This is a genomic window from Acidovorax sp. Root219 (genome assembly GCF_001428665.1).
Taxonomy (GTDB): Bacteria; Pseudomonadota; Gammaproteobacteria; order Burkholderiales; family Burkholderiaceae_C; genus Acidovorax.
The window spans coordinates 177,341-197,444 of sequence record NZ_LMIJ01000014.1 but is presented as its reverse complement, the minus strand read 5'-3'; the positions used below and the strand labels follow the sequence as shown (position 1 = coordinate 197,444).

The 20,104-nt window shown below is 68.6% G+C and carries 18 protein-coding genes; 10 read left to right on the top strand and 8 right to left on the bottom strand.

All coding sequences use genetic code 11. The features are described from left to right. The first annotated feature begins 149 nt into the window (after window positions 1-149). Window positions 150-1,829: a tannase/feruloyl esterase family alpha/beta hydrolase gene (locus ASE28_RS16815; protein WP_057267608.1), complete on the top strand. Its 1,680-nt coding sequence runs from the start codon at window positions 150-152 to the stop codon at window positions 1,827-1,829. A 24-nt stretch (window positions 1,830-1,853) separates the two neighbouring features. On the opposite strand, the gene ASE28_RS16810 is transcribed toward ASE28_RS16815, so the two are convergent. Continuing rightward, entirely contained in the window at window positions 1,854-2,351 is a 498-nt protein-coding gene (locus tag ASE28_RS16810) for a hypothetical protein (protein ID WP_057267607.1), read from the bottom strand. A gap of 68 nt (window positions 2,352-2,419) precedes the next feature. Continuing rightward, complete coding sequence (locus tag ASE28_RS16805) at window positions 2,420-2,671, bottom strand: GlsB/YeaQ/YmgE family stress response membrane protein (protein WP_057203051.1); 252 nt, start codon at window positions 2,669-2,671, stop codon at window positions 2,420-2,422. A gap of 229 nt (window positions 2,672-2,900) precedes the next feature. Between ASE28_RS16805 and ASE28_RS16800 the strand changes: the two genes are divergently transcribed. Further along, window positions 2,901-3,287 (top strand): hypothetical protein, encoded by a 387-nt coding sequence (locus ASE28_RS16800; RefSeq protein ID WP_057267856.1) that lies wholly within the window; start codon window positions 2,901-2,903, stop codon window positions 3,285-3,287. 52 nt (window positions 3,288-3,339) lie between these two features. Here the strand turns inward: ASE28_RS16800 and ASE28_RS16795 are convergent, their stop codons facing one another. Next, the gene (locus ASE28_RS16795; protein ID WP_057203257.1) at window positions 3,340-3,924 is read right to left on the bottom strand and encodes a C40 family peptidase; all 585 of its coding nucleotides are present in this window, start codon (window positions 3,922-3,924) and stop codon (window positions 3,340-3,342) included. A 135-nt stretch (window positions 3,925-4,059) separates the two neighbouring features. On the opposite strand from ASE28_RS16795, the gene ASE28_RS16790 reads away from it, so the two are divergent. The 4 genes from ASE28_RS16790 to ASE28_RS16775 all read left to right on the top strand — a co-directional run bounded on the left by ASE28_RS16790 (window position 4,060) and on the right by ASE28_RS16775 (window position 8,322). Continuing rightward, window positions 4,060-5,226, top strand: coding sequence for a PQQ-dependent sugar dehydrogenase (locus ASE28_RS16790; protein WP_235516150.1), 1,167 nt, complete (start codon window positions 4,060-4,062; stop codon window positions 5,224-5,226). A gap of 65 nt (window positions 5,227-5,291) precedes the next feature. Beyond that, window positions 5,292-5,897: an isochorismatase family protein gene (locus ASE28_RS16785; protein ID WP_057267605.1), complete on the top strand. Its 606-nt coding sequence runs from the start codon at window positions 5,292-5,294 to the stop codon at window positions 5,895-5,897. Window positions 5,898-5,916: 19 nt separating this feature from the next. Continuing rightward, window positions 5,917-6,321: a hypothetical protein gene (locus ASE28_RS16780; protein ID WP_057203048.1), complete on the top strand. Its 405-nt coding sequence runs from the start codon at window positions 5,917-5,919 to the stop codon at window positions 6,319-6,321. A gap of 81 nt (window positions 6,322-6,402) precedes the next feature. Beyond that, entirely contained in the window at window positions 6,403-8,322 is a 1,920-nt protein-coding gene (locus ASE28_RS16775) for a propionate--CoA ligase (RefSeq protein WP_255357685.1), read from the top strand. A 15-nt stretch (window positions 8,323-8,337) separates the two neighbouring features. Here ASE28_RS16775 and ASE28_RS16770 read toward each other — a convergent pair whose 3' ends face one another. The 5 genes from ASE28_RS16770 to ASE28_RS16750 form a co-directional block, all read right to left on the bottom strand. Then, window positions 8,338-8,838, bottom strand: coding sequence for a YcxB family protein (locus tag ASE28_RS16770; protein WP_157422008.1), 501 nt, complete (start codon window positions 8,836-8,838; stop codon window positions 8,338-8,340). Between the two features lie 63 nt (window positions 8,839-8,901). After that, window positions 8,902-12,738 carry an EAL domain-containing protein gene (locus tag ASE28_RS16765; protein ID WP_057267603.1) on the bottom strand — a complete coding sequence of 1,279 codons (3,837 nt, stop codon included), beginning with the start codon at window positions 12,736-12,738 and terminating at the stop codon, window positions 8,902-8,904. 133 nt (window positions 12,739-12,871) lie between these two features. Then, a complete protein-coding gene (locus ASE28_RS16760) occupies window positions 12,872-13,798 on the bottom strand; it encodes a DMT family transporter (protein WP_057267602.1) in 927 nt (308 codons plus the stop codon). Then, window positions 13,795-14,316 carry a methylated-DNA--[protein]-cysteine S-methyltransferase gene (locus ASE28_RS16755; RefSeq protein ID WP_057267601.1) on the bottom strand — a complete coding sequence of 174 codons (522 nt, stop codon included), beginning with the start codon at window positions 14,314-14,316 and terminating at the stop codon, window positions 13,795-13,797. The genes ASE28_RS16760 and ASE28_RS16755 overlap by 4 nt, the downstream gene beginning before the upstream one ends. A gap of 13 nt (window positions 14,317-14,329) precedes the next feature. Then, window positions 14,330-15,904: a DNA-3-methyladenine glycosylase 2 family protein gene (locus ASE28_RS16750; RefSeq protein WP_057267600.1), complete on the bottom strand. Its 1,575-nt coding sequence runs from the start codon at window positions 15,902-15,904 to the stop codon at window positions 14,330-14,332. 158 nt (window positions 15,905-16,062) lie between these two features. Between ASE28_RS16750 and ASE28_RS16745 the strand changes: the two genes are divergently transcribed. The 4 genes from ASE28_RS16745 to ASE28_RS16730 are packed head-to-tail and all read left to right on the top strand — an operon-like array spanning window position 16,063 to window position 20,087. Further along, window positions 16,063-17,451, top strand: a complete 1,389-nt coding sequence (locus ASE28_RS16745) for a phosphomannomutase/phosphoglucomutase (protein WP_057267599.1) — start codon at window positions 16,063-16,065, stop codon at window positions 17,449-17,451. A gap of 50 nt (window positions 17,452-17,501) precedes the next feature. Next, complete coding sequence (locus tag ASE28_RS16740) at window positions 17,502-18,269, top strand: carbon-nitrogen hydrolase family protein (RefSeq protein WP_200963959.1); 768 nt, start codon at window positions 17,502-17,504, stop codon at window positions 18,267-18,269. Window positions 18,270-18,277: 8 nt separating this feature from the next. After that, entirely contained in the window at window positions 18,278-19,621 is a 1,344-nt protein-coding gene (locus ASE28_RS16735) for a 3-deoxy-D-manno-octulosonic acid transferase (RefSeq protein ID WP_057267598.1), read from the top strand. Next, entirely contained in the window at window positions 19,614-20,087 is a 474-nt protein-coding gene (locus ASE28_RS16730; protein ID WP_057267597.1) for a GNAT family N-acetyltransferase, read from the top strand. The genes ASE28_RS16735 and ASE28_RS16730 overlap by 8 nt, the downstream gene beginning before the upstream one ends. Window positions 20,088-20,104 lie beyond the last annotated feature (17 nt).

The following is a 20,104-nucleotide window of genomic DNA, read 5'->3' as shown; positions in this document are numbered from 1 at the left end:
GCGCCAGGGCAAGGCGCAAACCGCAGCGATAGCCGTAGCTATCGCGAGGATTTGCAACGCGGCCCTGGCGTGAAAGACGCGGTTTTATTGGCATTTACTTGCGGGACAGGACGCTAGAGACAACCAACACACAACAGGAGACAAACCCCATGCCATCCATTCCATCCCGTGCACGGATCATGCCCCGCACCGCATGGCCCGCTGTCGTGCTGCTGCCCGTCGCGCTGGCCGCCTGCGGCGGCAGCGACGGGCCCATGTGGCCCCCGGCCAATGGCGCCTACTCGGCCGCCTGTACCGGCCTGGTGGCCAGTGCCAAGCTGGCGGGCACCACGCTGGCCACCAGCTATGTGGCGCCCGACAGCAAACGCCCCGGCGGAGCCGCCACCGGCGCCTTTCTGCCCGGCCATTGCGTGGTCACGGGCAGCATCAATCCGCGCGTCGGCGTGGATGGCAAGAACTACGCCATCGGCTTCCAACTGAGCCTGCCGGACAACTGGAATGGCCGTTTCCTGTTCGTGGGGGGCGGCGGCAACGATGGCGTTCTGCGCGATACCTCGCTGAGCTCCAGCATCTCGGGCGGCACGCCGTCGCCACTGGGGCAGGGCTTCGCGGTGGTGTCCACCGACGGCGGCCACATCGGCACCACCGCCAGCTTCGGCGCCGACCCGCAGGCGCGCATCGACCATGCGTACAACTCCTACGACAAGACGGCTGTATCGGCCAAGTCGCTGATCGCCACGCACTATGGCCGCAAGCCGGATCGCTCGTATTTTTCGGGCTGCTCTGGCGGCGGGCGCCAGGGCATGGTGTTCTCGCAGCGCTTTCCGGATTACTTCGACGCCATCACGGCCGGCGCGCCGGCCATGCGCGTATCCAGCGGCGCCACGGTGGCGGCGATGTGGAACACCATTGCCTTCAACGCCATAGCCTCGCAGGACGCTTCGGGCAACCGCATCCTGTCACAGGCCTTCAGCAACGCCGACCTGAACCTGGTAGCCAATGCGGTCAAATCGTCTTGCGACGCCGCCGACGGTGTGGCCGACGGCATGGTGAACAACACCAAGGCCTGCCAGTTCAAACCGGCCGTGCTGCAGTGCAGCGGTGCCAAGGGGGCGGATTGCCTCTCGGCGGGGCAGGTGGATGCGCTCGCCAAGGTCTTCACCGGGCCGCGCAACTCGGCCGGCCAGGCGCTGTACGCCGGCCAGCCCTGGGATCCGGGCCTGGCGGCCCCCGGCTGGCGCGCCTGGACGCTGGGCAGCTCCACCACCGCCACGCCGGACGCGCGCTACATCACGCTGATGGTGGACGCGCTGATCAACGAGTTTTTCACCCCGCCGGACCTCAGCTTCAACCCGCTGGCCTTCAACTTCGACACCGACCCGGCGCGCATGGCCGCCTACTCGGCGATCTATGACACCTATGCCGACGACAAGCTCACGGCCTTCCGCCAGCGCGGCGGCAAGCTGCTGCTGATCCACGGCATGTCCGACCCCATCTTCTCGGCCAAGGACACGGTGGACTATTACGAGCGGCTGGCGGCCAACAACGGCGGCATGGCCAGCACCCAGGGCTTTGCGCGGACCTTCCTGGTGCCGGGCATGAACCACTGCTCGGGCGGCCCGGCCACGGACAGCTTCGACTCGATACAGACCATGGTGGACTGGGTGGAGAAGGGCGTGGCGCCCGACACGATCGCGGCCCGGGCGCTGCCTACGCAGGCCGACTACCCGAACCGCACGCGGCCACTGTGCCCCTATCCCCAATTCGCCAAGTACAAAGGGACGGGCAGTGTGGAGGATGCCGGCAGTTTCGTCTGCTCCGTTCAATAGTGAACTGGTGGCGACTGCCCGCGCCTATTTCCTGGGGGCGGGCAGTTGCAGTTGTGCTTCCTTGGCCACACGCACGCAGTCCTGCATGTGCTGCTCGCCCAGGTAGCGCAGCGTGGCGTAGCCGATGGCCGCTGACACCGCCTGACCGGCCAGGGGGACGTATTTGGCCAACTGCTTGGTGGTCAGGCGCAGCCCCACGGTCTGCGTGGCGCGTATCACCAGTTCACGGGTGATGAGCTTGCCGATCAGCACCGAGCCGACCAGGCCCACGGCCTTTTGCACTTTTTCGCGCTTTTCGGGGTCGAGCTGGTCGAGTTGTTGGGCCGACAGGCCGAACTCCGAACTGATCTGCGGCAGCAGGCGCGAGAGCAGGGCGGCGTCCACCGCCCAGTCCAGGCCCGGCACGGGCACGGTGCTGGCAGCGGCCGCCACCAGCGCGCGCCGGTGTAGCAGGCGCCGGCTGCGCTGCACGGCAGCGGCCAGGGCGGGGTCGTCAGCGGCCATGGTCTGGGCAGTGGGCATCGGTCAGGTCCTGAAAAAGTGCTGGCTCTGATCTGGGGCCGCCGCGGCCCAGGGCAAGAGGCCAGCGCTCAGCTCTTGCCCTTGATCAGGCTGTAGATGAACAGCAGCACCATGGCGCCTACGATGGACGCGATCCATCCGGCTGCGTCGCCTTGCTGGTACCAGCCCATGGCCACGCCCACATAGCTGGCCAGGAAGGAGCCCGCCACGCCCAGCAGGGCCGTCATGATCCAGCCCATGGAGTCGTTTCCGGGTTTGATGGCGCGCGCGATGAAGCCCACGACAAGTCCAATCAACAGCGTTCCTATCAGTGAGAACATGGTTTGTCGCTTTGTATGCAGGTGAAAGAATGGCCCGACTGTAGCTGCACCACGGATGCCCGTCTGTCGGACGGGATGCCTTGGCCCGAGTTGGTGCCACATTGTTCACAATGCCGGGGCGCCATGTAGGACTTTTCTCACAGGCTGGCGCGCGTAGCGCTGATGACGGCCGGGACAGCAAGTGCCTAAAGTCATGGACATGCCCAGCACCGCCAGAAAGAGGCCCGCCATGCGTCCATTGATCCCTCCCATTTCTCCCACTTCCCTCATGGTTGCCATCGCGCTCGTGGTCGGGGTGTTTTGTGCCTCCACAACCACTGCGCACGCCCAGGGCGATGAGGCATCGCTGCAGCGTGGTGCCGTGGCGGACATGACGCCGCAGCAGCGATACAACACGGCCATCAGCGAGGCGGGTGGCGGAATGAAGGTCGCGCTGGAGGAGTGCCGAACCCTGGCCGCTGCCGAGCGGCGCCCGTGCGAGGCGCAGGCCCGGGCACGCTACCAAGCGGACATGGCGGCTGCCAAGGAGTTCCTGCGCAACCCGAATGCACGGCCGGTGAACGTGATGGGCGGCCCCATTCGCAGCACGGAATCCACCTATGTGGTCAAGCCATGACCCAACGCAAAAGCGCGCCGAGGCGCGCTTTTTTCGTAGCCACTGACGCGGTTTACTTTGCGGCAGGTGCGCTGGTTTCGACCGCGCTGGCTTCGGGAGTGACGCGGCGCGCCCCATCGAAGCGACGCTGCCAATACGAAATACGCATGTCTTCGACCCGGATTTCCGATCCACTGCGAGGAGAGTGAATGAATTTGCCATCACCCACGTAAATGCCTACATGGCTGAACGCACGGCGCATGGTGTTGAAGAACACCAGATCGCCGGGCTGCAGTTCCTTTTTGTCGATCACTGTGGTGGTGGCGGCCTGCTGGTCTGCGCGGCGGGGAAGCAAAAGGCCCACCGTCTGCTCGTACATGGCGCGCACGAAACCGCTGCAATCAAAGCCAGTCTCGGCACTGTTGCCGCCACGCTTGTAGCGGACGCCCAGGAAGCCCATGGCATTGCCCACCAGATCGGACGCCTTGTCCGCCACCGTGTGGGCCTTGTCGGCCACGGTGTGCTGCATGTCCTTGAGCTGGGACAGGAGCCCCTTGTCCATCAGTATTCGCTCCATGTCATCCGCTTGACCGGTGGATGGTGCAGCCTGTGCGCTGACAGCGCAAGCCATGAGGAGGGTGCAAAACCATTTGGACATGGGGGCGAAGGGTACCACGCTAAATTGCCCGTTTTGTGAGGGAAGTCACGTATGCCTGCATGTGTGTGCTGGACTTGCCCCCTCCATTCCCTTATACCCATGGGTTGCATGGAACCCAGGTCCACCAAGGTTGACATGTATCTGACATCGAAATGCCGCATTTCTGCGCGCGCCGTGGAGTTTCTTGCTCTTTTTTCCGTAGCATCCGCAAGCGTGGGGAGCGTCCATGCCCAGGCGACCTCAGCGCCCGCCAAGGCTGTCACCTTGGCGTCAGTCGCCACCGGTCTGGTGAACCCGTGGGCCGTGGCGTTTCTGCCTGAAGGCCGCTTTCTGGTCACTGAACGGCCTGGCCGTATGCGGGTGGTGGAGGCCAATGGCCAGCTCGGCCCGGCGCTGGCGGGCCTGCCGAGCATTGCCGCAGGAGGGCAGGGCGGCCTGCTCGACGTGGTGACCGACACCGACTTTGCGAAGAACCGCCGCATCTTCTTTTGCTATTCGGAGCCCGGCGCCGCAGGCAACTCGGACAACAGCACGGCGCTGGCGCGTGCCACCCTGGCCCCGGACAACCGCTCGCTGCAGGACGTGAAGGTCATCTTCAGCCAGAAGCCCAAGGTGGCGAGCAACCTGCACTTTGGCTGCCGCATCGTGCAGGCGGGTGACGGCAACCTGTTTTTGGCCCTGGGCGAGCGTTACCACCGCAAGGACGATGCGCAAAAGCTCGACAATCACCACGGCAAGATCGTGCGCATCACGGCCGATGGCGCCGCGCCGACCGACAACCCGTTTCGCGAGCGCGCAGGCGCCTTGCCCGAGATCTGGAGCTACGGCCACCGCAATGCCCAGGGGGCCACACTGGCGCCTGATGGCAAGCTCTGGATGCACGAGCATGGCCCCCAGGGCGGCGACGAGATCAACCTGCCCCAGCCGGGCCGCAACTATGGATGGCCGGTGATCACCTATGGCGAGAACTACGGCGGCGGCAAGGTGGGCGAGGGCACGGCCAAGGCCGGCATGGAGCAGCCGCTGCACTACTGGGTCCCCTCCATCGCGCCGTCGGGCATGGCCTTCCTGACCAGCGACCGCTATGGCGCCGCCTGGCGCGGCAGCCTGTTCGTGGGCTCGCTCAAGTTCGGCACGCTGCACCGGCTCGACGTGGCAGGCGGCAAGGTGCAGCGCGAGGAGAAGCTGCTGCAGGGCAACAACGAGCGCATCCGTGATGTGCGCCAGGGGCCCGATGGCTGGCTCTACCTGCTGACCGACAGCCCGCAGGGGCGCCTGCTGCGGCTGGCACCGGCACCCTGAAGGCGCTTGGAGAGCGCCGGGGCTGCGACAATGGGGGATTCCTACTGAAATCCCCGGTACACGCCATGCTGCTCGACGCCTCCGAATCCCAACTCGTCCTGGTGGATTACCAGGAACGCCTGATGCCCGCCATTGCCGAAGGCGCCGCCGTGCTGGCCAATGCCCGCCGCCTTGCGCAGATCGCGCAGCTGCTGGAGGTGCCGGTCTGGGGTACCGAGCAGAACCCCTCGCGCCTGGGACCCAATGACCCGGCGCTGCGCGCGCTGTGCGCCAAGACCCTGGCCAAGATGCACTTCAGCGCCGCCGAAGAAGGCCTGGGCGAATGGCTGCGCCCCCCCGCCAAGGCCCAGCAGGGCGGCAATGCACGCAGCCTGCCCAAGCACCTGCAAAAGCCTGCCCAGCAGGCACCCGAGCGCGGCACCATCGTCATCGCCGGCTGCGAGGCCCATGTCTGCCTGCTGCAGACCGCGTTGGACCTGATCGAGGACGAGTTCGAGGTCTGGGTCGTGACCGACGCCTGCGGCTCGCGCACCGACCGCAACCGCGACGCCGCCTTCGACCGCCTGGCCGGCGCGGGCGCCGAACTGGTGACCACCGAGATGGTGGCTTTCGAATGGCTGGGAACTTGCGAGCACCCTGACTTCAAGGACGTGCTGGCGCTGATCAAGTAAGCGAGGCGCTGGCAGGCACATGTTCACCTTTGGCCGCGCCCATGAGGTCCAGCATGCGGTGCGTTTCGTCGGGTCCCCTGAAAAAGCAGTCCTGCTGGTGGCGGTGATCGAAGCTGTCCATGACCTGCTGGAAGGGCATGACTCCGAGGTGGTGGTGCTGGGTTGCCTGCGCACCGCCTTGGTCGAGGGCCAGTCGGGGACCTGGGAGTCTGCCGGCGGCTGGTTGCGCAAGCTGGGCACCGACTATCCCGCCACACAGGCCTTGTGGACCGAGCTTGCCGCGCATCGCAGCGCGACGGTACGCTTTCGCGTGGCTTGCCATGTGGAGGATCTTGCGGAGCCTCAGCGGTCCGAAATCTCGCGCCTGCTGCTCCAGGACCCCAGCAAGCGGGTGCGCGAGCGCTTGGAAGGGAAGACGCCCTGAAGATCGGCGGGTCTGTGCGTCAGCTTGCAGCAAGCCCATCATGAATAATTATGAATTCAGAAATGCGCTCCCAGCCGAGGAGTGCAGACGAGATGCAGGAGACACCGCATGACGCGCTACGCAGATTTCTACCGCCACTCCCTCGAGCAGCCTGATGCCTTCTGGGCCGAGCAGGCCACCCTCATCGACTGGCAGACCCCGCCCCAGCAGATCTGCGACTACAGCAACCCGCCTTTTGCGCGGTGGTATGTGGGCGGCACCACCAACCTGTGCCACAACGCGGTGGACCGGCACCTGGCCGCGCGGGCCGACCAACCGGCGCTGGTGGCCATCTCCACCGAGACGGACAGCGAGCGCAGCTACAGCTTTGCCGAGTTGCATGCCGAGGTGCAGCGCATGGCGGCCGTGCTGCGGGCCCTGGGCGTGAAGAAGGGCGACCGCGTGCTGATCTACATGCCCATGATCGCCGAGGCGGCGTTTGCCATGCTGGCCTGTGCGCGCATCGGGGCGCTGCATTCGGTGGTGTTTGGCGGCTTCGCATCGGGCTCGCTGGCTTCGCGCATCGAGGACGCCGAGCCCGTGGCCGTGGTCAGCGCCGATGCTGGTTCACGCGGCGGCAAGGTCGTGCCCTACAAGCCGCTGCTCGATGAGGCCATCGTCCAGTCGCGCCACAAGCCGGCCGCGGTGCTCATGGTCAACCGGGGCCTGGCACCCATGCAGCTGCACCCCGGCCGCGACCATGACTGGGCCGCTCTGCGGGCGCAGCACCTGAACGCCGTAGTGCCCTGCGAGTGGGTGGAATCCATCCACCCGAGCTACACCCTGTACACCAGCGGCACCACCGGCAAGCCCAAGGGCGTGCAGCGTGACACGGGTGGCTATGCGGTGGCCCTGGCTGCCAGCATGAAGCACATCTTCGACGCCAAGCCCGGCGACACCTACTTCGCCACCAGCGACATCGGCTGGGTGGTGGGCCACAGCTACATTGTCTACGGGCCGCTGATCGCGGGCATGACCACCATCATGTACGAAGGCCTGCCGACCCGGCCCGACGCGGGGGTGTGGTGGAGCATCGTCGAGAAGTACCAGGTCACCCACATGTTCTCGGCCCCCACGGCCGTGCGCGTGCTCAAGAAGCAGGACGCGAGCTGGCTGCGCAAGTACGACGTATCGAGCCTCAAGGCCCTGTGGCTGGCCGGCGAGCCGCTGGACGAGCCCACCGCCCAGTGGATCAGCGATGCGCTGCGCGTGCCCATCATCGACAACTACTGGCAGACCGAGACCGGCTGGCCCATCCTCACGCTGGCCAATGGCATCGAGCAGCAGACCACGCGCTTCGGCAGCCCGGGCAAGGCCATGTACGGCTATGCCGTGAAGCTGATCGACGAATCCACGGGGGAGGAACTGACTGGTGCCAACCAGAAGGGCGTGGTCGCCATCGAGGGGCCTCTGCCGCCCGGCTGCATGCAGACGGTGTGGCGCGACGACGAGCGCTTCGTCAACACCTACTGGAAGAGCATCCCCGGCAAGCTGATCTACAGCACCTTCGACTGGGGCATCCGCGATGCCGATGGCTACCACTTCATCCTGGGCCGCACCGACGACGTCATCAACGTCGCCGGCCACCGCCTGGGCACGCGCGAGATCGAGGAGAGCATCGCCTCACACCCCAACATCGCCGAGGTGGCGGTGGTGGGCGTGGCCGATGCGCTCAAGGGCCAGGTGGCCATGGCCTTCGCGGTGGCGCGCGATGCCAGCGGGCTTGACGACTCGGCGGCGCGCCTGAAGCTCGAGGGCGAGGTCATGCAGCGCGTGGACCAGCAATTGGGCGCCGTGGCCCGGCCCTCGCGCGTGCACTTCGTGACCGTGCTGCCCAAGACGCGCAGCGGCAAGCTGCTGCGCCGCGCCCTGCAGGCCGTGGCCGAGCGGCGCGACCCGGGCGACCTGACCACCATGGAAGACCCGGCAGCGCTGCAGCAGGTGCGGGAACTGGTGGGATAGCGCGGAGCGCTTTCTTCAGAGCCGGTGGACCTTGCCACCGGTGCCGCGCACGCTGGCCCCGATGAGGGCCTGCATCTCGGGCGACAGGTCGGCCACCGGCAGGGTACTGAACTGGGCCGGAGAGAAGAGCAGCAGCCAGACGCGCTCGAACTGCCAGACCTCCTTCACGCTGGACCAGGGCAAGGTGGCCAGGCCCGCAGCCGAGGCGAGCGTGAAGCTGTGCTCGTCCGCCCGCAGCGTGGCCTCTGGCGTGCCGCCCATGTCGCGCAGCTTGCCCATGGCATTGCGGTAGTGCACCACATAGACGGTGGCGCACATCAGCAGGCTGATGGCCACCGCCGCCCCGGTCACGCCGATCTGCCACGACCGGTCGCCGCGCGCCACCAACACCCCGAACCAGATAGCCAGCGCCGCGCTGACCAGCAGCGTGCGCCGGCCCGTCGAGCGGCGCCAGAAGCAGATGACGGCGTGGCGCACCAGGTCGGGGTGGTAGTGCAGGGTGGTTTCCAGGGGCATGGCAATCAAGGCATGGCGAAATGGCTGCAGTGTGCCATCTGCTGCAGGCCGTGCTTAGCCGCCCTAGTGCCGCTGCCGCTGCCATCCCGCCGGCGTCTGCCACTGGGCGGCCCAGTCCACGAACTGCTCCATGGCCATGGGCCGCGCGATGCAGTAGCCCTGGGCCTGGGCGCAGCCCAGTTGCTGCAGCATCTGGCCCTGCTCGATGGTTTCCACCCCCTCGGCGATCACGCGGTAGCCGAAGGAGCGGGCCAGGCCGATCACGCCCTGCACGATGGCCAGGTCGCCGGGGTCGCCCATCATGCCGTGCACGAAGCTCTGGTCGATCTTGAGCGTGTCCATGGGCAGGCGGCGCAGGTAGGTCAGCGACGAATAGCCGGTGCCGAAGTCGTCGAGCGACACGGTGACGCCCAGCTCGCGCAGTTGCGTCAGCGTGGCGGCCACGGCGCTGATGTCGTAGAGCGCGGCACTCTCGGTGATCTCGATCTCCACCTGGCGCGGGTCGATGTCCGAATGCTCGGCCAGCATGTGCGCCATCCAGCCGGCAAAGCCGGGGTGCTGCAGGTGCAGGGCCGAGATGTTGATGCTCAGGGGCAGGGCCAGGCCATGGCCGTTCAAACGCCGCAGAAGGTCCAGGGCTGCCCCGACCACCCATTGGCCAAAGCCGATCTCGAGCTCGGTGCCTTCCAGCAACGGCAGAAAGGCACCGGGCGGCAGCAGGCCGCGTTCGGGGTGCTGCCAGCGGGCCAGGGCCTCGGCGCCCACGATGGCGCCGCTGCGCATGTCCACCTTGGGCTGCAGGTGCAGGATGAACTGTGCCCCCGCGATGGCGTCCTGCAGGTGCTTGCCCTGCTCGCGCTGCGCCACCAGGGCCCGCTCCTGCGCCGCATCGAACTGGTGGAAGCGGTTGCGCCCGGCCTGCTTGGCCGCATACATGGCCTGGTCGGCATGGCGCAGCAGGGTGTCGGCGTCGGCCTCGTCCAGCGGGTACACGGTGTAGCCGATGCTGGCGGTGACGACCACCCGCTCGGTATCGAGCGCGTAGGGAGCGGAGATGTTCTCCATCACCCGGCCCAGCATGCGCTCGCACTCGGCGGTGTCGGCCAGGTCGGGCAACAGCATCACGAATTCGTCGCCGCCCAGGCGGGCCACGCTGTCACCGGGGCGCAGGGCGCGCGAGAGCCGGCCCGCCACCATCACCAGCAGGCGGTCGCCCGCGCCATGGCCCAGGCGGTCGTTCACGGGCTTGAAACCGTCGAGGTCCAGGTAGCCCACCCCGAGCTGGGTGCCATGTTCGCGCGCCTGGTCCAGGCACTCCTGCAGCCTGCGCGCCAGCAGCACGCGGTTGGGCAGACCGGTGAGGGCGTCGAAGTGCGCCAGCTTGTGAAGAAGCACCTCCTGCTCGCGCTGGGGGGTCACGTCGAGCGCCACGCCCAGCATGCGCAGGGGCTGACCGTCGGCGTCGAAGCTCACGATCTTGCCCAGGTTGCGCATCCAGCGCGTGCCCTCGTGGGGGGCGGGTACTTTCCAGGTGGCATCGAAGGGCGTGGCCGGCCGTGCCGCGTGGCGCGCCACTTCGGCCGTGATGCGGTCGATGTCGTCCGCCGCCACCGCGCTGGTCCAGCGTACCGAAGTCTGCGCGATGGGGCCCGGCGTTCTGCCCTGCATGGTGGCCCAGCGGCTGTCACCGGTGATGGTGCCGCGCGCCATGTCCCAGTCCCACAGGCCCAGGGAAGCTGCGGAGATGGTGAGCGACAGCAGCTCCTCGCGCTCGCGGATCTGCTCTTCGTACCGCTTGCGGTCGGTGATGTCATGCACCGAGAACAGCCAGCAGGGTTCGCCGTCGAAATCGATGGCGCGCATGGACTGCAGCACGGTCAGCCGGGTGTTGGGCCGGCCATGCAGGGTCACCTCATGGCTGGCCTGTGGGCCCTTCTGTTCGAAGGCCTGCATCAGCTGTCGCCGGTCCTCTGCCGTGAAGATGCCCAGTTGTACGGCAGTCTGGCCCACGGCCTCCTCGCGTGGTATGCCCAGCAGGGCCTCCCAGGCCGGGTTCACGTCCAGGTACTGCCCATCGCTGCGGCGCGACAGGCCCATGGGAAAGGGCATGAGCTGAAAGATGCGCGAGAACCGCTCCTCGGACTGGCGCAGGCGCTCGTTGGCGCGCTTGGCTTCGTCGATGTCCTGCATCACCCCGCGCACGCGGGTGACACGGCCGTTTTCGACGACAGGCTCGCCGCGGGCGCGCACCCAGACCAACCGGCCATCGGTATGGTGCACTTCCAGCTCCATGCTCCACTCGGCGCGCTCGAGGATGCTGGCGCGAAAGTGGTTGCGCAGCGTCTCGCGGTAGGCGGGTGCCACCATGCGGTCGATGTAGTCGCTCGGCAGGGGCGAGCCGGGGGGCATGCCGTGGATGTCGAAGCACACGTCCGACCAATAGACCAGGCCCCGGCCGCGCACGTCCTCCCAGGCGCCCAGGCGTGCCAGCCGGCCGGCCTGCTGCAGGAGCCCGTTGAGTGCGCGCAACTCGTCGCTGGTGCGTTGGGCTTCGGTCATGTCGTGGAAAACGAAGACAAAACAGTCTTCCCCATCCACAAGCACGGACCGTGCCGACATCAGCCCCGGAATGCGCACTCCGCCCCGCTGCGCCACCAGGGGCAGCCGGTCCACCTGGCCGTGGCGCTGGAAGGCGTCCAGCAGGCGCTTGCGCTCCTCGTCGGTAGCCCAGATCCTGAGCTCGGTCGAGGTGCGGCCCAGCACCTGGTCATGCGGGACGCCCAGCAGCTCGCAGAACGCGGGATTCACGTCGATATAGCGGCCATCCGAGACACGGCTGATGCCCGCCGCATCGGGCAGCGTCTGGTAGAAGGAGGTGTATTTGGCCTCCGAGTCACGCAGCGCCTGCTGCGCTTCGCGGTTCGCGGAGATGTCCACGTCCATGCCGATCATGCGCAGTGGCCTGCCTTTGGCATCGCGCAGCGCCACCATGCCGCGCGACATCAGCCAGCGCCAGCGTCCGGCGGTATCGCGCACGCGGAACTCGGCTTCGTAGGACTCCTCCAGCCCATCCATGGCACGGGCCAGCCGGGCGGCGTTGCGCTCCCTGTCCACCGGGTGGCGCAGGTCGTACCAGCGTTGCCACAGGTCTGGCGCCGCGCGAACGTCGTCGGTGATGCCGAAGAGGTCGTAGAAACCCTCTTCGCAGCGGAACTGGCGCGTGTCCACGTCCCACTCCCAGCGGCCACCATTGAGGGATTCAAGGGCCATGCGCAACTGCTGCTCGCGCTGGCCGAGGGCGTGCAGGGCCGACTGCGTGGTCACCAGCGACTGGGCCTTGCTGATCAGCAGCAGCCGGCAGGCGCCCAGTACCACGATGCCGACGCCATGGTTCCAGGGCAGATTGGTCCACCAGTCCACCGTGGCAGGGCCGGGAGAGGGAATGCCCGCCAGCGCCAGCATGAACCCGCTGACCACGGGCAGTGTCAGTGCGAGGCCCAGCAGTTCGCGCCAGCTGCTGCGCCCGCTGCGCAGCGCCAGTTGCCGCCACAAGGCCCCAGTGGCCCAGGCGCCGGCCAGCACCCAGGCGCCGATGAGCGAAGGCGAGCCCTGTATCCAGGTCCCTGCCAGCAGCGCCAGGCCTGCGGTGAGTGCGGTTGCCCGGGCGCCAAAGCACAGGGCCACGAAGGCCGTGGCCGTCGGGTAGACCACCATGCCCGGGCCCAGCGCCTGAAAATTGAGCATGCCCAGCATGGCCGCCGAGACGAGGCCGCCGGCCACGCCCGCCAGCCATTCGGTGCGCCGCGAAGGGGCCAGCACCTCCATGGGCGGCAGCAGGGCCAGCGCCAGAACGGCCAGCAGCAGGAGCAGGCTGCCCGCCAGCAGGGTGTTATGCGCCATGGTGCCCGCGGCCCGGTGTGTTTGCACGCAGGCTTGCGCCCGCCGCCTTGTGGGTGGCGTCAGGCTTGCACGGCAATCCCGTGGCATGTGAAAGCGTGCCGAAAACCGACGCAACAAAGACCATGCATCGAGTTTAGGGCCGTTCCGGGGCCTCCAAGGCGGGGCCGCGCGTCCTGACAAGCCCGGTTGACAACAGCGTGCCGGTGACGATCACGAGTGCGCAGCCCACCGTCCACACGGTGATGCGCTCCTCAAGGAACAGGGCACCGTAGAGCAGGGCGAACACCGGGGTCAGGAATGTCACCGCCAGAGCCCGGCTCGGACCGGCATGGGCGATCAGCCGAAAATACAGGATGTAGGCAATGCCTGTGCACAGCACGGCGATGGCGACGATGGCGCCCCAGGCGCGGGGTCCCGGCATCTGCGCAGGCCAGAACCAGACGGTGGGCAGAGCCAGCCCGAGGGCTGCGCCCAACTGGCTTCCCGTGGCGGTGGCCAATGGGGGAATGCCGACCAGGCGCGTGCGCGCAAAGCTGGCCGCCAGCCCATAGAACGCCGACGCCAGCAGGCAGGCGCCGATAGCCCACAGCGCCTGGTCGGTCTTGAAGCCTGTGCCCGCAGGGGCCTTCCAGGCCAGCAGGGCGACCCCGAGAAATCCCAGTGCCAGCCCGACCCAGCGCAGGCGGCCGATGCGGTCGCCCAGCCACAGCCAGGCGATCAGCGCACCAAACAGGGGCACGGTGGCATTCAGGATGGAACTGAGCCCGGTGGCGATGTGCAGCACCGCCCAGGAGAACAGCGCGAAGGGAATGGCCGAGTTGATGATGCCGGCCACCACGATGGGCCGCCAGTGGCGGCGCAAGGCGGGCCAATGGCCTTGGCGCAGCATGATGGGCCACAGGAAGACGGTGGCCAGGGTCACGCGCAGCCCGGCCGTGGGCAGAGGCCCGAATTCCGAGGCGCCCATGCGCATGAACAGAAAGGACGCGCCCCAGAGCGAGGCCAGCAGCACGAACTCGCCGATCCAGGCGGAGACGGGTTTGGATCCGCAATCGCTCATGCCGCCAGCGGGCGCGCGCCCTCGATGGCCAGCAGGGCGCCCTTGCGGTCCAGGCCGCCGGCATAGCCGGTCAGGCTGCCGTCGGCGCCCAGCACCCGGTGGCAGGGCACGATGACGCTCACGGGATTGCGCCCGACGGCGGCGCCCACGGCCCGCACCGCGCGCGGGCGGCCCAGGTCCTGGCTCAGGGTGCCATAGGTGGTGGTGGCGCCGAAGCCGATGGCCAACAGGGCGCGCCATACCTCCTGCTGGAACGGTGTGCCGCCCGACAGGTCCAGCGGCAGGTCGAAGCCCCCGCGCTTGCCGTGCAGAAACTGCTGCAGCTGCGAGGCGGCTTCCTGCATCAGGGCATGGCCCGGCGCTTCGGGCCAGGCGCCTGGCCCGTCCAGCAAGGCGGTGGGCTGGTGCCGCTGGCCGTCGAACCACAGGCCGACCAGGCCCTGGGGAGAGGCCGCCAGGCGCACCAGGCCGAGCGGAGAAGGGGTGCTCGATTGCACCGTGGCAGGATGGAATTGCATGGGAGGGGCTGATTCAGAGGGGTTTTTGCGCGGCAGCGCCGGGCAGGGGTAGCTCCGCCCAGGCGCGCAGCACGGCATAGCTGCGCCACGGGCGCCAGGCGTTGGACGCCTCGGTGGCGGCGCGGGCCGGATTCTTCTGGCCCTGCACGCCCAGGGCCTTGTGCAGTGCCACGTCGCCCGCCGGAAAGGCATCGGGCCAGCGCAGCACGCGCATGGCGATGTACTGCGCGGTCCAGTCGCCGATGCCGGGCAGGGCGCACAGCGCCGCTGTCGTGGCGGCCACATCGGCACCGGCATGCACGGCCAGGGCCCCGCTGTCCACCGCCTGCGCCAACGCCACGATGGCCGCTTGGCGCTGGCGCACGATGCCCATCTGGCCGAGCACGTCGCCCTCGGCCCGCGCCAGCACGGAGGGTGGAGGAAACAGCCGGCCCAGCTCGGGCCAGGGCGTGGCAATCGGCTCGCCCAGCCGCTCCACCAGCCGCTGGCCCAGCGTGCGGGCGGCGGCCACGGTGATCTGCTGGCCGAGCACGGCGCGCACGGCCAGCTCGAAGCCATCGAAGGCCCCGGGCACACGCAGGCCGTCGCCGTCGGGGAAGCGCCCGTGCAGCACCGCGTTGATGGCGCTGGGCTCGGCATCCAGGTCCAGCATGGCACGCACCCGGGCGATCACCACCGGCAGCACCGGGTACAGGCTGTCGCTGGTCTGCAGCAGCACCTGGTGGCGGGTGGTGTCGAAGCGGGCGCTGAGCCAGCCGGTGGCTTCCAGCCCGCCGGTCACGGCGGGGGACAGGCGCACCGTGCGGCGCAGGGCCGGGGCGCCTTCGCCCTCCTGCTGCACCCATTCAACCCCCAGAAAGCGACGGCGCTCGAAGAAAGCCAGCAACGCCGCCACATCGAGCGGCGGGCGGTAGGCCAGGCGCAGCGTGCCGGTGCTGCCCGCACCTTCCACGCTGCCGCTCTTGCGCAACTGGGTGGGGTTGAGCCCGTAGTGCTCTGCAAACGCGGTGTTGAAGCGGCGCACGCTGCCAAAGCCGCTGGACAGCGCCACCTGGGTGATGGGCAGGGGGGTATCGGTCAGCAACTGCTTGGCCGTGAGCAGGCGCCGCGTCTGCAGGTACTGTAACGGGGAGACGCTCAGGGCCGCCTCGAAGATGCGGCGCAGGTGTCGGTCGCTCACGCCCAGGCGCTCGGCCAGCCGGGCGACGGTGGCCCCCTGGGTGTTGTCCCGTGCCCAGCCCTCGGGAGCGTCGAGCAGGCGCACGGCCTGCTGCACCAGAATGCCCGAGGCGTCCTGCACCGACCAGGCCAGGGACTGCGGCGCCATCTCGGGCCGGCAGCGCAGGCAGGGTCGAAAACCCGCGCTTTCGGCCTGGGCTGCCATGGCAAAGAAGCGGCAGTTCTCGCGCCGGGGCGTGCGCACCGAGCAGACCGGGCGGCAGTAGATGCCGGTGGACGTCACGCCTGTGAAAAAGCGCCCGTCGAAGCGGGCATCGCGGGTCTGCAGAGCCAGGTAGCGGCCCTCGTCCTCCACCGCTGGAGCGGCAGCGGTGGGCGACGGGCCGAGGGGGTTGAGAGGGGTGGGCATGGCTGGAATGATAGGCCCCGCCTACAAGCAGTCTGGCCGTTTTCGGACATGTGCCTCCAAGCGCTCTGGTCTACCGTTGAGGGGCATCCCCGGCGCAGCATGGGGTGCCCCCTACAATCCAGCGCACCGTTCCAACGCTCACAGCAAAGGCCCCCCACGTGCAACCCACGCCTGCCATTTTCAAAGCCTATGACATCCGCGGCATCGTGCCGTCGACCCTGAACGAAGAAGTCGCTCTGGGCCTGGGCCGCGCCTTTGGCACGGCAGCCCGCGCCGAAGGCCAGACGGCTGTGGCCGTGGGCCGCGACGGCCGCCTGTCCGGCCCGGCCATGTCGGCTGCGCTGATCCAGGGGCTGGTGGAGGCGGGCATTGAAGTGATCGACGTGGGCATGGTCACCACGCCCCTCTTGTATTTCGCGGCCAGCACACTGTGCGCCAGCGGCATCCAGGTAACCGGCAGCCACAACCCGCGCGACTACAACGGCTTCAAGATGGTGCTCAACGGCCGCGCCATCTATGGCGAGGAGATCCAGTCCCTGCGCCGCACCATGGAAGAAGAGAGTTGGCAGCTTGCGCCCGGTGGCAGCGTGCGCCATGTGGACGTGCTGCCCGCCTACCGCGAGCGCATCATCGGCGATGTGAAGCTGGCCCGCCCCCTGAAGATCGTGGTCGACTGCGGCAACGGCATTGCTGGCGCCACCGCCCCGGGCATCTTCCGCGCCCTGGGCTGCGAGGTGATCGAGCTGTTTTCCGAGGTGGACGGCAATTTCCCCAACCACCACCCCGACCCGAGCAAGCCCGAGAACCTTCGCGACCTGATCGCCGCGCTGCAGGGCAGCGATGCCGAGCTGGGCCTGGCCTTCGACGGCGACGGCGACCGCCTGGGCATCGTCACACGCGACGGCGTCAACATCTTCCCCGACCGGCAGATGATGCTGTTTGCCCAGGACGTGCTCTCGCGCGTGCCCGGTGGCAACATCCTGTTCGACGTGAAATGCACCCAGCGCCTGGCGCCGGCGATTGCCGCCGCGGGCGGCGTGCCGGTGATGTTCAAGACCGGCCACTCCCTGATCAAGGCGCGCATGAAGGAGCTCGACTCGCCCCTGGGCGGCGAGATGAGCGGCCACATCTTCTTCAAGGAGCGCTGGTACGGCTTTGACGACGGCACCTACGCCGGCTGCCGCCTGCTCGAGATACTGAGCCGCCATGCCGACCCGAGCGCCGTGCTCAATGCACTGCCCACGAGCTTCTCGACCCCTGAGCTCAACGTGGCCTGCGCCGAGGGCGAGCCGCACCGCCTGACGGCCGAGCTGCAGGCCCTGGCGGCCGGCAGCTTCAGTGAACCTGCCAAGGTCAACACCATCGACGGCCTGCGCGTGGACTGGCCGGACGGCTTTGGCCTGATCCGCGCCAGCAACACCACGCCGGTGCTGGTGCTGCGCTTCGAGGGCCATACCGAGGAGGCGCTGGCGCGCATCGAGGCGGCCATGCTGGCGCTGCTCCACCGGGTCAAGCCCGACGCGAAGCTGGGCGCGGCTGCCCACTGATTTCCAGGCCCGATCCCATTTTTGCGAACGCGTTCTCCTTGACCACCCCCATGCCTTCCTTGCTGTGCATCGCCGCAGCGCAGTCGATTTCCGCTCCCGGTGAAGTACGGGCCAATGTGCAGGGGCACCTGTCCATGGTGCACGAAGCAGCCCGCCATGGCGTGCAGCTGCTGGTGTTTCCCGAGCTGTCGCTCACCGGCTATGAGCCTGCGCTGGTGGCCGGCTTGGTGCTGTATGCGGACGATGCCTTGCTCGCACCCCTGCGCGACGCCGCCCGCGCCGCCGGCATGGCGCTGGTGGTGGGCGCGCCCGTGGCCCCGGTGGTGGCGGGGGACAAGCCGGCCATCGGCGCCTGGGTGTTCGGGGCCGATGGCAGCGCTGCCCTGTACCGCAAGCGCTACCTGCACCCTGGCGAAGAGCAGTTTGCCAGTGCGGGCAGCGAAGATGTCCACCTGCGCACGCTCGCGGGCCAGCCCACGGCGCTGGCCGTGTGTGCCGACACCACGCACCCTGAACATGCCCTGGCGGCACGCCATGGCGGGGCGGCCCTGTATGCCTGCGGCTCGGTGATCTCCGAGGGCGGGTACGCCAGGGATTCCAGCCAGTTGCAGGGCTACGCGGCCGACCTGGGCCTGGCCGTGCTCATGGCCAACCATGGCGCGCCCACCGGGGGCTACACCTGCGCTGGCCGCAGCGCCTTCTGGGCGCCGGGGGGCGAGGCCGTCGTGGCCGCACCGGGGGCAGGGGCCTGCCTGGTCATCGCCTCCCGCCAGGGCCTGGCATGGCAAGGCCGCGTGGTCGACGTCGTCGCGCAATGAGACCCCGCATGACCACCGCACGCGCCCTGTATTCCATGGTCACCTGGGCGGCCCAGCCGTTGCTGCGCCGCAAGCTGCGCCGCCGCGCCGCTGCCGAGCCCGGCTATGCCGTGGCCGTGGGCGAGCGCTTTGGCCGCTACCCGCAGCCCATCGACAGCCTGGTGCTGCACAGCAGCACCGACCCGCTGGGCCAGTTCGTCTGGATCCATGCCGTGTCGCTGGGCGAGACGCGCGCAGCGGCCATTTTGCTGACCGAGTTGCGTGCCCAACTGCCCGGCATGCGCCTGCTGCTCACCCACGGCACGGCCACCGGCCGTGCCGAGGGGGAAAAGCTGCTGCAGGCGGGCGACGTGCAGGTGTGGCAGCCTTGGGACACTCAGGGGGCCGTGCTGCGCTTTTTGCGCCAGTTCCGCCCGGCCATCGGCATCCTGATGGAGACCGAGGTCTGGCCCAACCTCGTGGCCGCCTGCCGGCAGCGCGGTGTGCCGCTGGTGCTGGCCAATGCCCGCTTCAACGAACACTCGCTGCGCAAGGCCCGGCGCGTGTCCCCGCTGGCGCGCCCGGCCTATGCGGCGCTGACCGCCGTGTACGCCCAGACCGAGGACGACGCCGAGCGCCTGCACGCCATCGGCGCGCAGGTGCATGGGGTGTTCGGCAACCTCAAGTTCGACGTGGTGCCCGATGCGGCGCAGTTGGAGCTGGGCCGCGCCTGGCGCGTGCAGGCCCTGCGCCCGGTGGCCATGCTGGCCAGCAGCCGCGAAGGCGAAGAGGCGCTGTGGCTGGACGCGGTGCGCGCCTGGATCACCTCGCGCGCAGATGCGGCGCAACCCGTGCAATGGCTGGTCGTGCCCCGGCATCCGCAGCGCTTCGATGAAGTGCAGCAGTTGCTCCAGGGCGCCGGCCTCACGGTGTCGCGGCGCAGCACCTGGAGCCTGCAACCCGAACCGGCGGACGTGTGGCTGGGCGACTCGCTGGGCGAGATGTCCCTGTACTACGGCATGGCCGACGTGGCGTTGCTGGGCGGCAGCTTCGCCCCCCTGGGCGGACAGAACCTGATCGAGGCCGCCGCCTGCGGCTGCCCCGTGGTGCTTGGCCCGCACACCTTCAATTTTGCGGAGGCCGCCGAACTGGCCTGCGCCGCCGGGGCGGCGCAGCGCGTGCCCGACCTCCAGGCCGGGGTGGCGCAGGCCATGCAACTGGCGCGCGACCCCGCGCAACAGGCCGCTGCCAGCGAGCGCGCGGCCCGCTTTGCGCGCCAGCACCGGGGCGCCGCCCGCGCCACGGTGCGGGAGTTGCTGCAACTGGTGCGCCAGCGCACGGTGGGACGGCACGAAGAAGACGTCGATGCCTGAGCCGCAGCCGTCTCCGCCGCACATCCGCACGGCGGTGGCGGCCGACGCGCCGGCCATCGCTGGCTTGATGGGGCAATTGGGCTACGAGGCCAATGAGGCGCTGATCGTCCGCAAGCTCGCGATCCTCGTCGCGAATGGCTGTGACAGCGTGCTGCTGGCCGAGGTCGATGGCTGTGTGGCCGGCGTCATCAGCCTGCACGTGATGGAGCTTTTCCACGCCGAAGGCCGCATCGGCCGCATCACCTCGCTGGTGGTCGATGCCGGGCACCGGGGCCGCGGGGTAGGGGAGGCACTGGTCGCCGCAGCCGACCGCTCCTTCACCGGACAGGGCTGCGTGCGCGCCGAAGTGACCAGCGGCGACCACCGGCCTGCAGCGCATGCCTTCTATGCGGCGCAGGGCTACGCGCCGGATGAGCGGCGCTTTCTCAAACGCTATGCCGGCTTGAGCGCCCAGGAATCTGGCTGACCTTGCCTGGGGCTGCG